Source organism: Streptomyces sp. NPDC001700, assembly GCF_053596435.1.
This window is the reverse complement of the sequence record NZ_JBSFGE010000011.1, coordinates 258,411-272,075: the sequence shown is the minus strand read 5'-3', so window position 1 is coordinate 272,075 and position 13,665 is coordinate 258,411. Positions and strand designations below refer to the sequence as shown.

General features: G+C 70.2%; 13 protein-coding genes and 3 pseudogenes. 2 read left to right on the top strand and 14 right to left on the bottom strand.

All coding sequences use genetic code 11. From position 1 onward, the window contains the following. Positions 1 to 153 precede the first annotated feature (153 nt). A complete protein-coding gene (locus tag ACWC5C_RS22330; protein ID WP_450877796.1) occupies positions 154 to 561 on the bottom strand; it encodes a VOC family protein in 408 nt (135 codons plus the stop codon). A gap of 1,227 nt (positions 562 to 1,788) precedes the next feature. After that, positions 1,789 to 1,950: pseudogene (locus ACWC5C_RS22325) on the bottom strand (YiaA/YiaB family inner membrane protein); the annotation flags it as partial. Between the two features lie 232 nt (positions 1,951 to 2,182). Here ACWC5C_RS22325 and ACWC5C_RS22320 point away from each other — a divergent pair. Both ACWC5C_RS22320 and ACWC5C_RS22315 read left to right on the top strand, forming a co-directional pair. Beyond that, positions 2,183 to 3,001, top strand: a complete 819-nt coding sequence (locus ACWC5C_RS22320; RefSeq protein ID WP_450877794.1) for a hypothetical protein — start codon at positions 2,183 to 2,185, stop codon at positions 2,999 to 3,001. A gap of 61 nt (positions 3,002 to 3,062) precedes the next feature. Continuing rightward, positions 3,063 to 3,392: a deoxyxylulose-5-phosphate synthase gene (locus ACWC5C_RS22315; RefSeq protein WP_450877792.1), complete on the top strand. Its 330-nt coding sequence runs from the start codon at positions 3,063 to 3,065 to the stop codon at positions 3,390 to 3,392. A 14-nt stretch (positions 3,393 to 3,406) separates the two neighbouring features. On the opposite strand, the gene ACWC5C_RS22310 is transcribed toward ACWC5C_RS22315, so the two are convergent. The 12 genes and pseudogenes from ACWC5C_RS22310 to ACWC5C_RS22255 form a co-directional block, all read right to left on the bottom strand. Next, a complete protein-coding gene (locus tag ACWC5C_RS22310; RefSeq protein ID WP_450877790.1) occupies positions 3,407 to 4,873 on the bottom strand; it encodes a tetratricopeptide repeat protein in 1,467 nt (488 codons plus the stop codon). Positions 4,874 to 5,185: 312 nt separating this feature from the next. Next, on the bottom strand, positions 5,186 to 5,401 hold the full coding sequence (locus ACWC5C_RS22305; protein ID WP_450877788.1) for a hypothetical protein: 216 nt from the start codon (positions 5,399 to 5,401) through the stop codon (positions 5,186 to 5,188). 81 nt (positions 5,402 to 5,482) lie between these two features. Further along, positions 5,483 to 5,707, bottom strand: a pseudogene (locus tag ACWC5C_RS22300) (hypothetical protein); the annotation flags it as partial. Positions 5,708 to 5,992: 285 nt separating this feature from the next. Then, a complete protein-coding gene (locus ACWC5C_RS22295; protein ID WP_450877786.1) occupies positions 5,993 to 7,321 on the bottom strand; it encodes an alpha/beta hydrolase family protein in 1,329 nt (442 codons plus the stop codon). A gap of 361 nt (positions 7,322 to 7,682) precedes the next feature. After that, positions 7,683 to 8,273: pseudogene (locus ACWC5C_RS22290) on the bottom strand (MerR family transcriptional regulator); the annotation flags it as partial. Further along, positions 8,237 to 8,359 carry a MerR family DNA-binding transcriptional regulator gene (locus ACWC5C_RS22285; protein ID WP_450877784.1) on the bottom strand — a complete coding sequence of 41 codons (123 nt, stop codon included), beginning with the start codon at positions 8,357 to 8,359 and terminating at the stop codon, positions 8,237 to 8,239. The gene ACWC5C_RS22285 and the pseudogene ACWC5C_RS22290, both read right to left, overlap by 37 nt. A gap of 71 nt (positions 8,360 to 8,430) precedes the next feature. After that, positions 8,431 to 9,006 carry a TetR/AcrR family transcriptional regulator gene (locus ACWC5C_RS22280; RefSeq protein WP_450877782.1) on the bottom strand — a complete coding sequence of 192 codons (576 nt, stop codon included), beginning with the start codon at positions 9,004 to 9,006 and terminating at the stop codon, positions 8,431 to 8,433. A gap of 32 nt (positions 9,007 to 9,038) precedes the next feature. Next, the gene (locus ACWC5C_RS22275) at positions 9,039 to 10,211 is read right to left on the bottom strand and encodes a pyridoxal phosphate-dependent aminotransferase (protein ID WP_450877780.1); all 1,173 of its coding nucleotides are present in this window, start codon (positions 10,209 to 10,211) and stop codon (positions 9,039 to 9,041) included. Between the two features lie 24 nt (positions 10,212 to 10,235). Beyond that, positions 10,236 to 11,033 (bottom strand): SDR family oxidoreductase, encoded by a 798-nt coding sequence (locus ACWC5C_RS22270; protein WP_450877778.1) that lies wholly within the window; start codon positions 11,031 to 11,033, stop codon positions 10,236 to 10,238. A 66-nt stretch (positions 11,034 to 11,099) separates the two neighbouring features. Further along, on the bottom strand, positions 11,100 to 12,104 hold the full coding sequence (locus ACWC5C_RS22265) for a 5-oxoprolinase subunit C family protein (protein WP_450877777.1): 1,005 nt from the start codon (positions 12,102 to 12,104) through the stop codon (positions 11,100 to 11,102). After that, positions 12,101 to 12,838: a 5-oxoprolinase subunit B family protein gene (locus ACWC5C_RS22260; RefSeq protein ID WP_450877775.1), complete on the bottom strand. Its 738-nt coding sequence runs from the start codon at positions 12,836 to 12,838 to the stop codon at positions 12,101 to 12,103. Before ACWC5C_RS22260 ends, ACWC5C_RS22265 begins: the two co-directional genes overlap by 4 nt. Positions 12,839 to 12,857: 19 nt before the next feature. Further along, positions 12,858 to 13,664, bottom strand: a complete 807-nt coding sequence (locus ACWC5C_RS22255) for a 5-oxoprolinase subunit PxpA (RefSeq protein ID WP_450877773.1) — start codon at positions 13,662 to 13,664, stop codon at positions 12,858 to 12,860. Position 13,665 lies beyond the last annotated feature (1 nt).

Here is a 13,665-nt window from a genome sequence, read left to right as displayed (position 1 = left end):
ACCATGCAACCGCCCTCAAGGCAGGCCTCGCTGCCGCCTGCGCCTGCCGCTCGGCAGAGCACCACCCGGGTCGGCCGCGTGTCCGGCAGGCAGGCGCTTCGGCCCCACCACGCCGTGGTAGCTGAAGCGCCTCCGTATCCGCGTCCCGGCAGCTCAGCTCTGGGCAGCTGACGGGTCCATCCACACCACTTCCCAGGTGTGACCATCAGGGTCCTGGAAGGACCGGCCGTACATGAAGCCGTGGTCCTGGGGCTCTCCGGCGGGCGCGCCGCCCGCAGCCAGTGCCTTGTCCACCAGCTCGTCGACCTTCTCGCGGCTCGCCGCGCTCAGACACAGAAGCACCTCCGAGGTCTTGGTGGAGTCCGCGATCTCCTTGTTGGTGAAGTCCTGGTAGCGCTGTCTGGTGAGCAGCATGGCGACGATCGTCTCGCTGATGACCACACATGCGCAGTCATCCGTCGTGAACTGCGGGTTGATCGAGTAGCCGAGCTCGGTGAAGAACTTCTTCGAGGTCTCCAGATCGTTCGTCGCGAGGTTGATGAAGATCATCTGCTGGTACACGGGCCGTCTCCTTCGTCTGTGGCCTTTCACAGGGATAGACCGCGTTGTCCCACGAAACTCATCGCTCACCGAAAGGAATCTTCGAGAGGTTTTCAGGCACGTGATGGCAGCTGCGGGGATGTGGGGTGGGCACCGCCGCAGCACTCCGATGACCAGCAGGGCACCGGAGGGCAGCAGGGCTGCGGCGGCACGGGGGTCGGCAAGGCCCACCAGGTGGACGTGCGCACCGGGGGGGGGACGTCGGGAGCGCGGCGCCACCGAGCGAGACCGCAGTGGCCGGGAGCGTGATGGCCAGGACAGCCGGTAACGGCCGAGGCGCCAGCAGGAGGAGCACCCTGTGCTGCCGCGGAGGACGCCGAGCACGCGCCCGGGGGCTGACGGCCGTGGCGAATCCCGCGTGCACCACCTTCACCCGGCCCGAGGGGGCCGTCGCCACCCGCACCGCGTCCGCACCCAGCGCGGCGTCCGCCCACACCACGACCGAGGCCGCGGCGAACCCGCCGCCGAGTTCGGGGCTACTTCGACCTGTCCGGGCGGGAGGGGTGCGTTACCGAGCCGCTGCTGTACGAGATCGCCGGGCGGACCTCGCGCACAGCTCAGCCGTCTGGCGGCCCCGCGCCCGCCTGCTCGCGGCTCTTCCGCTGAGGTCGTCGCCACCCTGCGCCTCGTTGGGTCGGGTGCGGGGAGTGCCAGGTGAGCCCCCGGCCTCGTCGGTCTGGGTCGGCAGGACGGTGAAACCCCAGCTCATGCAGCAAGCGCCCGTGCCACCGCCGCCGCGGGACGTGGTGCCACCGGGATACGTACCGGCACGACCGGCGAACGGTCCGACCATACGCGGTACGTGGTCTTGGCAGGATCCACCAGGGGGTCGCCGAGCGTGGTCCGTCCCTCGGAGTACAGCCTGTCGCATTCGGGGGTGGGAAGGGCGACATAGCAACCTCCCCTCTTGGTGGCGGAGTCGTACGGCTGCCAGTAGCCGTACCGGCGTCGTCCGCTTGCGTGCACGGTGAGAAACACCGGAGTGCGGGAGTCGGACACGACGCGGAGAACGCCGTCGCCCGCAACGTCGGATGGGGCCTCGGAACGGGAGCGGGTCTGGTAGAGGGCGGGGGACATCACGATCGCCTTTCCGAGGGGCCTGGGCTCAAGATCAACTACCCAATTAAAGCAGCGTTTCGATCTCAGGTACACAACTTCCCTTCGAGCAAAGGAGCTTGAGTGAAACGGGGCCTCCTGCCGGTCCCGGATCACCTTGGCCAGGGTGAAGGCCGACGACACCAGGTAGAGCACGGCGATGGTCAGGAAGCCGCGCACCCAAGCGTCGGCGTTCAGCCGGAACCCTGCGACGAAGAGGCCAGCAGAAACGGCGCGTCCGCACAGGCCGACCAGGGCGGACCAGCCACAGGCCGGGATGACCACCACCGCGAGGAGCCCGCCGGCCCCAAGACCTAGCTGGCTTCGAAGATCTTTACTAATTGGGTGGAATGGTCGTGATTGCGTGGGATGCTCGCATCGCCACCGCACCTCTGCAATCGTGACCGCGGTGCCGACCCCGCACCGGAGAGACGGGGCGGCCAAACACGGGGGCCACGGAGCCCGCCGGAAGAGAAAAGGGGGCGCTGTGCTCAAGATCAACGATGTTACGTACGACAAGCGGTCGGCCGCCGGGGCCAAGGCGGCGGTCTTTCAGGCCTTCGGCGCGGCGGTACCGAAGGAGGGCACGCCTCAGCGCGCGGTGCTGGGCTCGCTCGCCTTCGTCGCGGCAGGCGATCCCGCTGCGTTCGAGCTGCAGGATGTGCGGCAGGTGTTCGGGGACTTCGTCGCGCAGGCGGCGCAGCTCGCGGCGGCGGCCGCGACGGATCGGGCGTGGTGCCAGCAGCATATGGACCATGGCACCGCTGGGGAGCTGGATGCCGTGAGGCAGCGCCAGGCCACCACCCTTGAGGGGCTCAGGGCGCAGGGCACGGTCGTGATCACCCGGGGCACCAATCCGGTCCAGGCCCGGCAGATCCTCACTCATGTCACCTTCGGTGGCCTGCCCCTGGACCCTGCCATCGTGGCGCCGCCCAGTGCCACCGATGCCGACGCGCAGACCGGTCTCGGGGTGAAGGACACGGTGGCGGGCCGGATCGAGGAGTGGTCGCTCGGCGCGCTGACGGGCTTTTCCCTGGATGGCTTCATGCTGATCGCCGAGGCGGACGTCAAGCGGGTCACACTGCCTCGCAGCGACTCCGCCACCGTGGCCGGGGAGGCAGGGGTGTGCGGATACGCCGCCGCCGGACTCTCACGCGTCACCATCCTGGCGGAAGGCCGGGCCTCCGACGAACCCCCGGAGAAGCGGGAACTGCAGCGCATCAACACAGAGATCGGCCGGAACACCGCTGCCGTGGTCGGCCTGCTGAAAGCGGCGGCGCTTCAGCACCGCCACACCGCCCTCTAAACGCTGTTCCCGCTGCGGAAATCCTGTCGATCGTCAGTGTCTCGGTATTTAGCATGAGCTCATGCCTACCGCGAAGACCTCGTATGTGTGCCTGCCGTGCCGGGCGTCGTACAAGCAGCCCTACGTCGGTGACCACGAGCGGCTGTGCCCGCGTTGCACAAGACCAATGGTCCACGTGGGGTCTGCCTTCGCTCCGCCTCGCCGACGGGACACGGCGGGTTGGAGGGTGCTCTCTGTGCTGCTCCACGCAGGGGTGCGTTTTCACAAGAGCTGTTGTGGAGGCCCCGGTTACCGCCCACGTACGCTCCACGAGATACGCGAACGGATGGCATACGCCCGCGCCACCGGGGAGCCATTCGAAAGGGCTTTGGTCCGCCGCGACCTCCCCTAACCTTGCTAGGTGTCTCAGGTACGGGGTGTGGGAAGTCCCGCCACGGCCCATTTCGCCCTCGTGGACAGCCGAGCGAGTGCCTTCGCCGAGTTCTTGCCGATCGTGTTCAGCAGGCGTTTGCCGTGCGTCATGGTCGTACGCGCGAGTTCCGTGTCGCCTGCGTCGACCGCGGCGAGTGTCAGCTCCAGGTGCTGCTCGGTGATCATTCGGCCGAGTCCCCGGCGGTGCCATTGCCGCACCGTTCCGTCCGGCGTCATGCCGTCGGCGCCGACCGCCGCTCGTGCCCGCTCCAGTGCCCGCCCCGCTGCGGCGAGGTCGCCCTTGCGGCGCTCCAGACGGGCCAGGACGTACGCCTCGGAGGCTCGGTCCCACGCCGTGTCCTGGAGGGAGAGGAGGAAGAATTGGGCGCGGGCCGCCTGTGGGTAGTCGCCGATGTGTTCCAGCGCGCGGCTCAGTTCACGCAGCCGGTCCGGGTGCGGGCCCGTGTCGTCCAGCATGCGGATGAGCGCGACGCGGGCGTTCTCGACGCGACCCTGCCGGTGGGCCAGCTCGATCCAGGTGAACTCGCTCTCGGTAGCGAGATCCTGTCCATAGCGTCTCGCCTGCTCGGCGCGGGCCCACTCGACCGCCCCGGCGCTGCCGGTGACCTGTCCGGAAGTGGCCGACCGCAGCAGCGGCACGTCACTGTCCTGCCCGTACGAGGCGACCAGCATCGCGGCCAGCCGCCGCTCCTCGTACCGCTCGGTGGGTGCGGCGTTCTCGTGCTCCAGTAGGAAACGCAGGTGTGGCAGGTCGCCGTCGCGGCGGTCGAATTGCACCGCGCGCAGCATCCCCGCCCGCAGCACGGGGTCTCCCCCTGCTTCCGCCTGTGCGCCGAGGTCACCGCGGCGCATCCGTTCCAGTGCCTCGCGGCCAGGGCCGAGGACGATGTCGCGCAGGGACTGCCGGAATGGTTCCTCGAGCTGGTAGGCCAAGAGGTCTTGGGAGTTGAGGAGAACGTGGTCCGGCTCGGTGCGCCTGGTGGCTGACTCGGACATGGCGAAAAGTTCGACCAGCGGCCGGTCCGGCAGCCCCAGGCCGTGGATCAGCGCCGCTCGCCGCGTGTCCAGGTCGGCGGCGAAGTCCTCCCGTGCTTGGCCGTCCGCCGCCCGTACGGCGGCGCGCAGGCTCTCCTCGTCCATCTCGGCTGTGATGGTTTCGCACCACCAGGGCAGCCGGATGGTGATCTCAAGCGCCTCGCTGACATTGTCGGCGACCAGTGAGGCGTACCCGTCGTCGGACGCGTGGAGCACGGCCGTGCCCCCGGATAGGAAGTACGTGCCGCCCATGTCGTCGCCGGCGATCGGCTCCAGGGACGCACCGGATGCCAGGTGCACCTGCTCGAGGTGCTCTGCCCGGCTCACGTCGAAGTTGAACGGGAACGCGGCGAGTTCGGCCAGATCAGGGCGGGTGCGCAAGAGTTCCAGTACGCGGTCGGTCATACGGCCGAACCTTAGCGAGGCTGTTGGCGACCAGAGCCCGGGGGCCCTTGCGCGGGTTGCCAGTCCGGCGCCCATCGCGGGCAGGTGTTCTCTCCCTGGTTCACGAAGACGCGCCGGGTGGGCGGGCGGAAGGCGCTCTCGGCGCCGGTGGGACGGTTCAGGCCCGCGACAGCGTCGTCAATGCCGTCTCGGGGGACGACTGGGTCTTCTCCGACCTGATCGGCACCTCCGCCGGACGCCGCGTCAGTACACGTCCGTCGCTGCGCCGGAGTGTCTTTTCTACGGCCGGGCCCATGCCCGTCGCGTCCCCGCCTACGTACGCATGCGCCCGTCGCCGATCAGGGTGCGGACGCGCTCGTGGTGTTCCCACAACCGGTGCTGGACGTAGCGGATCTCGCCGTCCGGGAGTTGTGAGTACGCCCGGTGGATCTCGAGGTGCCCTGCTGCGGTGTGTTCGGCGAAGTCGTCGGCGTAGAGGTCGTCCCATTCGGGGTGCTGGCAGCCGAAGAAGAGCACCGTGGGGCCCACGTCTTGTCCCGCTGCGGCGGCGGTTATGCGTGCCCGGATGAAGCCGCGGAAGATGCCTTTCCCGGGCGGTGCCGGTTCCTGCAGTACCGACACGGTCAGCGCCACGTGGCTCTGCTGTTCGGCGGCTGAGCTGATCGAGTACTGGCGTGGGCGGGGCGCCGGTAGGAGTTCGAGTACGAGGGCGAGGTCGACCTGGCACGAGGGGAACGTCTCCAGGAGGTCGATGAGCGTGAGCCTGCGGCCCAGTGCGTGATCGGTGTGCTCTTCGCCGGTGAGTCTTTCGAGTTCGGCGCGCTCCGGGGGCAGTTGGTCGTCTGCGCGAGTCGGGCCACGACGCCTGGGGTGGCGGGGGCGGACACCGCCCTCGCGGGCGACACGGTCACCGACGTACGGGCCCGCCTACCTGGAGGGCCAGTCCATCGCCGCGCTGGGCCGCGAGTACAGCGTCAGCCCAGGGCGTCCCTGGGGTCCCGGCACAGCGCAAGGCCCGCCGTGCGCCAACCGCTGTACCGATGTTCCCCAAGGCCGGTCCCGCTGTCTCCGGAGCGCTTCGGTCGAGACGGCGTGCTGTCGTCGCCCGACCGCCCTGGGTCAGGACGTGGTCAGAGACCGCCCGCCCAGGTGCCGGGCCAGGAAGCGCTCGAGGGTGCGGTACAACTCGATGTTGCTGTCCGGGTTGATGAACCAGTGGCCCTCGGTCGTGTTCAGCAGGTACTCGACCTCGGCGCCACGGGAGCGAAGCGCGTCGACGACGCGGTCGGAGTGGCGGCGGGCGACGCGGACATCGTTGGCGCCGTGGATCAGCAGCATCGGTGCGGTGATGTCGTCGACCCGGCTGATGGGCGAGCGGGCGAGCATGTCGGCCTTCTGGCGGAGGTCGTCCGGGTCGCCGATGTAGCGCAGGTAGCTGTTCTCGACGAGGCGACGGGCTAGCGGGACAACCGACTGGACGAGGTCGACGAGGTCGGACATTCCGGTGTAGCTGACGGCGGCGGCGAACCGGTCCGGGGTGAACGCGGCCCCGACGAGTGCGGCGTAGCCGCCGTAGGAGCAGCCGTAGATCACGCCCCGGTCCGGGTCGGTGTAGCCCTGTTCAACCGCCCAGTCGAGGGCGTCGATCAGGTCGTCGTGCATGCGCCCGGCGAACTGGCCGATCGTGGCCTGGGTATGGGCCTTGCCGTATCCGGTGGAGCCGCGGAAGTTGACCTGCAGCACCGCGTAGCCGCGGTTGGCCAGGAGCTGCACCTCTGGGTCGTAGCACCAGCTGTCGCGGTACCACGGTCCGCCGTGCACCAGCAGCATGGTCGGCAGGTCGCGTGGCTCGGCCCCGGCCGGCAGGGTGAGGTGGCAGGGCAACGCCAGGCCGTCGCGGGCGGTGAGGGTGATTGGGGTGACCGGGGCCAGCTGGGCCGGATCGAAGTGCGGGTCGAGCGCGTGGATCTCCTGACGGGCGCCGAGGTAGCGGGCGCCGAGCAGCTCCCCGGTGCTCGGGTGCAGGATCAGCGAGGACGGGAAGCGTGGGTCTGCCTCGGGGCGAGGGGTGTCCAGGTCGAACACGGGGTGGCTGTCCACCCCGCTCTGTTCGCCGGTCGTCAGGTCGACCCGCACCAGGCGGGTACGGTCCGAGCCGCGCGCCGAACCGATCCACAGTCCGTTTCCGTCCGGGGCCAGCACAGCCGGGAAGACCGCGAGGAGGACATCGGTACCGGGGAACCGCGCGATCGGGCGCGGCTCGCCGTGAGACCACTCCGACAGCACGTGGTCTCCCCCTTCCTCCATGGTGAACACCGGCAGCCGGTCGGGGGTGTGCAGCCAGGACAGGATGTCGCCGGGGTTCTCCGCGGCCGTGGTCAGGCGGCCGGTCGCCAGGTCGAGCCGGAACAGGTCGATCAGGTCGGGACGGCGCATGGTGAGCTGCACGAAAGCCGTCCCAGGCCGGTCCGGTGGGAGTTGCACACCGGTCAGCCGCACGCCCTCGAAGGGAGTCAGGTCGACTGCGGGCTCGTCGGGTCGGGTCAGGTCGACGCGATGCAGGTGCCAGTTCTCGTCGCCGTCGGTGTCCTGCTGGAACAGCAGGTAGCGGCCGTCCGTGGTCCAGAAGAAGGTGTCGATGTTGCGCCGGATGTCCGAGGTGACGCGCCGGGCGCCCGGGGTGTCGGCACCGTGGATGTCGTCGGGGGTGGCCCAGTCCGAGTCCAGATCACGGATGAAGACGTTGAGCCGCCCGTGCCACGGGGCGAGGTAGGCGACCTTCGTGCCGTCCGGGGACAGCAGGGCCCGACTACGGGTGGGTGAGCCGAAGAACGTCCATCAGCGCTGCGGCCTGCGCGTCGAGCGGGGACAGACCGGCCAGTCGCGCCATCACCGGCTCGAGGTGCGCGACCAGCTCGTCGATCAGCGTGGCGACCTCGTCGTCCGGGGTATCGGGCTCGAGGGCGTAGAAGCGTGCCGTCAGCGGTGCGGATGCGGCCATGCCGTCGTTCGCGTCGCCGAGCAGAGCGGCGAGTTCCGCTGGGCCGTCCTTGCCGAGCAGGTGCCCGAGCAGGATCAGCTGTTCGTTCTCGTAGCGGACCATGTCCGCCGGTAATCCCGCCGTGGGGACAGAACGCCATGGCGAAAGCTCCGGAGGCAGGTCGGCCGGGGCGCCGCTGCGGCGCAGCGCGGCGATGCTGGCCCGGCGGGCGACGAGCCGTTCGACCTCGGCGGCGGCCTGGCGATCGAGCTCATCGAGCAGTTCCTCTGCGGCCGCCGGATCGTCCAGCACCGCGGGGAGCGCGGACAGCGGTACGCCGAGTGCGGTCATCCTCGTAATGCGCAGGAGCCGGACGAGGTGACCTACGTCGTAGTGCCGGTAGCCCCCGGCCGAGCGCGGTGGTCGGGCAACAGCCCGATCTGGTGGTAGTAGCGCAAGGTGCGGACAGTGACGCCGGCCAGCTCGGCCAGCTCACCACTGAGCATCGGGCAGCTCCTTCGACTTCAGGTTGCGCGGCCAGCGCACCTCGGCGGGCGGCCGGGGCACGTGGCCGCGCCTACGGCTCCGTCGCGGACCAGCCGATCAGGGCGCCGCGTAGTGCGGCTACCAGGCGGGTGGCGGTCTCCTCTTCGGTGCGTCCGCTCTTGATGAGGTCGAGGATGTCGCGTGGGTCGAACAACGCGTTCCACAGATACAGGGCCTCATCCCCTAGGTCTCCGAGGCCGAGTTCCTCGGTGGTCTGCCGCAGGGGCTCGGCGAGTGCCTCGGCCTGCGGGGCGAGGTAGCCGGTGCCCTCGCGCAGCCGCTCCAGGTAGCCGCGGTGGGAGCGCATCTGGGCCATCGCGCCGCCGTGTTCGAGGACGAGGGAGACCCAGCAGCGCGATACCGCTTCGAGTTTCGCCATGCCCCGGGTGGTCTGCCGGGCGCAGAAGTCGCGGAGTTCGGAGCCCACTTCGGCGCGGAAAGCGTGCAGGATCTCCTCGACGGAGGAGAAGTGGCGGTAGGCGGTCGCGGTGGACACTTCGGCGTGTTTGGCGATCTCGGCCAGGCTGACCGGCGTCGGCGAGTTCTCGAACAGTCGCGCGGCGGCCTTGATGAGGTACCTGCGGTTGCGTTCGGTGTCGCTGCGCATCGGCCGGCCCCCCGTGGCCTGCGTGACGGCGCTCACCGGAGGGCCGCGAGGCCGCGGGCCAGACGGCGGACGCCCTCGGTGATGGCTTCCGGGTCGGCGGCGTACGACAGCCGCAGGTGTCCCTCGCCCCGGGCGCCGAATTCGCTTCCGGGTCGTACGGCGACTCCGTGGGTGCTGCGCAGCGCCGCGACGACCTCCACGGAGGGCAGGTCGAGGTCGTAGCGCGGGAATTGGTAGAAGGCTCCTTCCGGCGCGCTGAGGGTGAGGCCGGGGATGGCGGCCAGCTCGGTGCGCATGATCTCGCCGCGCTGCTCGTAGGCGGCGCGCATGCGGGCGATGTCTTCGTCGCAGCTGTGGACCGCGGCGAGCGCGGCGTCCTGGACGAAGGTGTTCAGGGAGCCGTTGAAGGTGTTGTGGATGCGGGCGGATGCCTGGATGAGCGGCGACGGTCCCCACAGGTAGCCGACGCGCCAGCCGGTCATCGCGTAACTCTTGGAGAAGGTCTGGCAGTAGACGGTGCGGTCGCGCAGGCCGTCGATCGAGATCGCCGAGGTGAAGGGCAGGCCCGTGTAGTCGAGGTCGGAGTACGCCTCGTCGGAGATGACGATCGTGGAGGTGCCGTCGAGCAGCCCCGCGAGCGCGTCGAGTTCGTCGCGGCTGTGGACGATGCCGGTCGGGTTGACGGGGTTGCAGAAGACGAAGAGCTTGGCGCCGGTGAGGGCGTCGGCGAGCCGGTCGAGGTCCCAGTGCAGGTCCGGCGCGAGCGGGACGGGTACGACCGTGCCTCCGGCCATGCTGACCAGGTCCGCGTAGAGGGAGTAGGTGGGGTCGGGGATGACCACCTTGTCACCGGGGTTGACGATGCCGAGGATCGAGGCGGCGAGCCCGGCGGTTCCTCCCTGGGTGATCAGGATGTCGGAGGCGGAGACCGGTGCCCCGGCGATGCCGGTGAGCTTCTCGGCGAGCGCTTCGCGCAAGGGGGGCTCGCCCAGCAGTGGTGAGTAGTGGGTGCGTCCGGCGCGCAGCGAGGCGTGGGCGGCTTCGGTCACCGCGTGGGGTGTGTCGAAGCCGGGTTCGCCCATGGCGAGGGAGACGAGGTCGCCCTTGGACTGCGGTTGCTGTGTCCGGCGGGAGGCGGCCGCGATGCGGGCGACGGCCTGAGCGGTGTCGAACAGGGGCGGCTGCGTGGTGGCGGTGGGCGGCATGCGGTCCTCCTGGTGGCGGGGTGGTCAGGCCTGCGGTGCGGCGTCGGCGGGCGCGCCCGCCCAACGGCTGATCTCGAGGTCGGCGGAGGTGTCGCGCTGGCGGGTGGGGGCGACGACGATCTCCTGGAGGACGACGCGCTGGGGCAGGGTGACGGCGAGGCGGATGGCCTCGGCCACGTCCTCGGGCTGCACCATGCCGGCGCGTTCGTCCGGCGCCGGGGGCCGGGCGCGGTTGTCGAGGATGGGGGTGTCCGCCTCGCCGGGCAGCACGGTGATCGCCCGCAGCCCCTGGTTGCGGAAGGTGTTGTGCAGGAACGTCATGAAGTTGCGGACCCCGGCCTTGGCCGCGCCGTAGGCGGCGCCGCCCAGCAGGTTGGGGTTGACGGCGGCGAGCGAGGAGACGGTGACGATGGTCCCGGTGCCGCGGCCGAGCATGTCGGGGAGTACGGCCTGGGTGAACTGGAAGACGGCCGTGAGGTTCACGTCGAGGACCTGGCGCCACTCGTCGTGCGGCAGCCATTGCGGGTTGAGTACCGACGAGGCGCTGCCCGCGTTGTTGACGAGGATGTCGACCGGTCCGAGTTCGGAGTGGACACGGTCGAGGACGCGTGTGACATCGTCCGCGCGGGTGACGTCCGCGGCGATGGCGAGGGCGGTGCCGCCCTCGGCGCGGATCGTGGCCGCGACGTCGTCGAGTGCTTCCTGTCTGCGGCCGAGGAGCACGACGGCGGTGCCGTCCCGGGCGAGCAGCCGGGCGGTCTCGAGTCCCATCCCGCTGCCCGCTCCCGTGATGATCGCGGTCCTGTTGGCCGACGTCGTCACCGTTCGTCCTCCATGACTGACTCCCCTGACTGATATGAGATGGACTTTTCAAGTGAGAATATATTCTCATCTAGACGTGGACAAGGGCGCCGCGAAGCCGAGTGCGGCGAACGCCTCCGTGACCGCGTGGCCGAGGGCCCGCACCTCCGCCTCGCGCCGCGCGAAGCGGCGCAGCGAGCTCTCGCGGTCGGTCCAGCGGAACCGCAGCTCCCGCCCGGGACCGGCCTGCCCGAGCAGGGGCAGGGAGGCCCGCGAGGCGACGCCGACGATCGGGTATCCCGCGGTCAGGCTGCGGTAGCGGCCGAGCACGATCAGCTCGTCCGCGTGCGGGATCTGCAGTGCGCCGATGGGCACCCCGTGCGACACGATCTCGGTGTCGGTGTCCGGGTGGAGCACCGGCCCATCCAGCCGCAGCCCGACGTGGTTGGAGCGGTTGGTGACGACGTAGGTCGCCTCCTCGATCACCTCACGGATACCGGCGATCGTGTGGATCCCATGGCTCGGGACGACGTCGATGGCCCAGGGCCCGGCGTCGAAGCGCGGGACCGGAACGGGAAGCCGGAACAGCGGCGCTTCGAACAGCCGTCGGCTGAATCCCTGGAATGCCGTGTCCAGGAGGACACGCGAGCCCCGGGCGACGGCCTGCCCGAAGCCCATGCGGGCGTCCGGGGCGGCGCTGCCCAGCAGGGTCTCAGCGGTCAGCGCGCCGTTCACGGCCAGATACGTACGGGTCCCCCGGCTCACGTCCCCGTGGACCCGTACCTCGTGGCCCGCCGGTACCACCAGCGGAGACCAGCTTTCGACGGGCCCGCCGTCCACGGTGACCCGGGTGGCGGCGCCGGTCACGGCGAGCAGGACGTCCGCGCCCGGCACGAGCGCCAGTTCGCCGCCGAGGTTCTCGATCAGGGTCGCGCCGCGGGGGTTGCCGACGAGGAGGTTCGCGATGGCCGCCGAGTGCTGGTCGGCCGCGCCGCCCGTCGGGACACCGCGCCGCTCCGTGTCGCTACGGCCGAGGTCCTGGAACGTCGTGATCCATCCAGTGCTGGTGATCTCCAGCGCCACGGTCTTCATACGGACTCCCCCACCGGCAGCAGGAACCCGGCCCCCAGGACCGCGGCCTCGTCCCGTGTGACGGGGACGAAGCGCACGATGTCGCCGGTGCCGAACGAGACGGGGTCCGGCCGGGAGATGTCGACGATGGTGCGCGGGGTGCGCCCGACCACGCGCCAGCCGGTCGGGCCGGGGAACGGCTGGATGATCGCGTGGGTGCCCGCGATCATGATCGCTCCGGGGGCGACGTCGGTCCGGGGCTCGGCGAGCCGGCGCACCGGCCTGGGCACCTTGAGCCCGTCCATCATCGGGGCCATCGCCGCGCCGAGGAGGGAGATCGTGAAGCTGGACTCCGCGATCGCCTCGACGACCTCGGCGGGGGCCAGGCCCATGTCCTCGGCGACGGACGCCAGATCGGGGCCGGTCTCCTCGTCGAAGACGACGGGAATGGCGAACTTCCGGACCGCGCGCAGATGGTCCGGCCCGTCCGACGGTGCCGGTGCCCACCCCGCCACCAGCCGGGCCGCGTACTCCACGTGCTGGAGCGCGGTTTGCAGCGGGTCGAACTCGATGAGCAGGGATTCGAGACCGGAGACGACGTCCAGCACGCCGTGGGGGCGGTGGGCCAGGAACCGGTCGCGGAACGCGGTGATCCCGGACTTGCGGATGGCCTGGTCGGCATGGGGGATGGTCACCATCACCGCCGAGTCGCCGAAGGGCTCGACGGTGATGGCACCGTACTGTGCTGTGCTCATCGCCTCGTGTGCTCGGCCCTCAGCGGGCGAGCGCGACCTCCGCCTTCTCCGCAAGGACGTCGCGCAGACCGGCGACGCGGACGTCCGCCGCGCCGAGCGCGGCCCGCAGCGCGGTGCCGTTCTCCAGGACGGTGGGGTGGTCACCGTGCAGGAGCAGGACGTCGGCGTCGTGTCCGAGCGGAACCACGTTGCCGTTGACCGACCGTACGGTGCCCTCCTGGACGACCTGGACCGAGCGCTGCCCGATCAGCTCGGGGTCGTAGATCAGGCCGCCCTCGTGGGAGCGGGAGACGGGCATGCCGTCGTCGCCGTATCCCCGGTCGGCCAGGAACACGTAGCCGACCTCGAGTCCGCGCTTGCGGGATTCCTCGGCGAGCAGACCGCGCTGACAGATGACGACGTAGTCGGTGTTGTACGCGGCGATCGCGTCGGTGATGGCCCGCGCGTGCTTGGCGTCGGTCTGCGCGATCGAGCCCATCCGGCCGTGCGGGGCCACATGGCTGATCGTGCCGCCGTGCACCCGCGCGAAGGCGTCGAGCGCGCCGAGCTGGTAGAGGACGTCGGTGCGGATCTCGTCCTCGGTCGCCTCGATGAGCCGGCGGCCGAAGCCGACGAGGTCGGGGTATCCGGGGTGGGCGCCCAGCTCGATGCCGCGCTCGACGCAGTCGGCGACGGTCCGGTCCATGATGCGCGGGTCACCGGCGTGGAAGCCGCAGGCGATGTTCGACGAGGTGACGAGGCCGAGCAGAGCGCCGTCGTCGCCGATCGTGTAGTTGCCGAAACTCTCACCGAGGTCGGCGACGACGGCTACGGAATTGATTCCCATG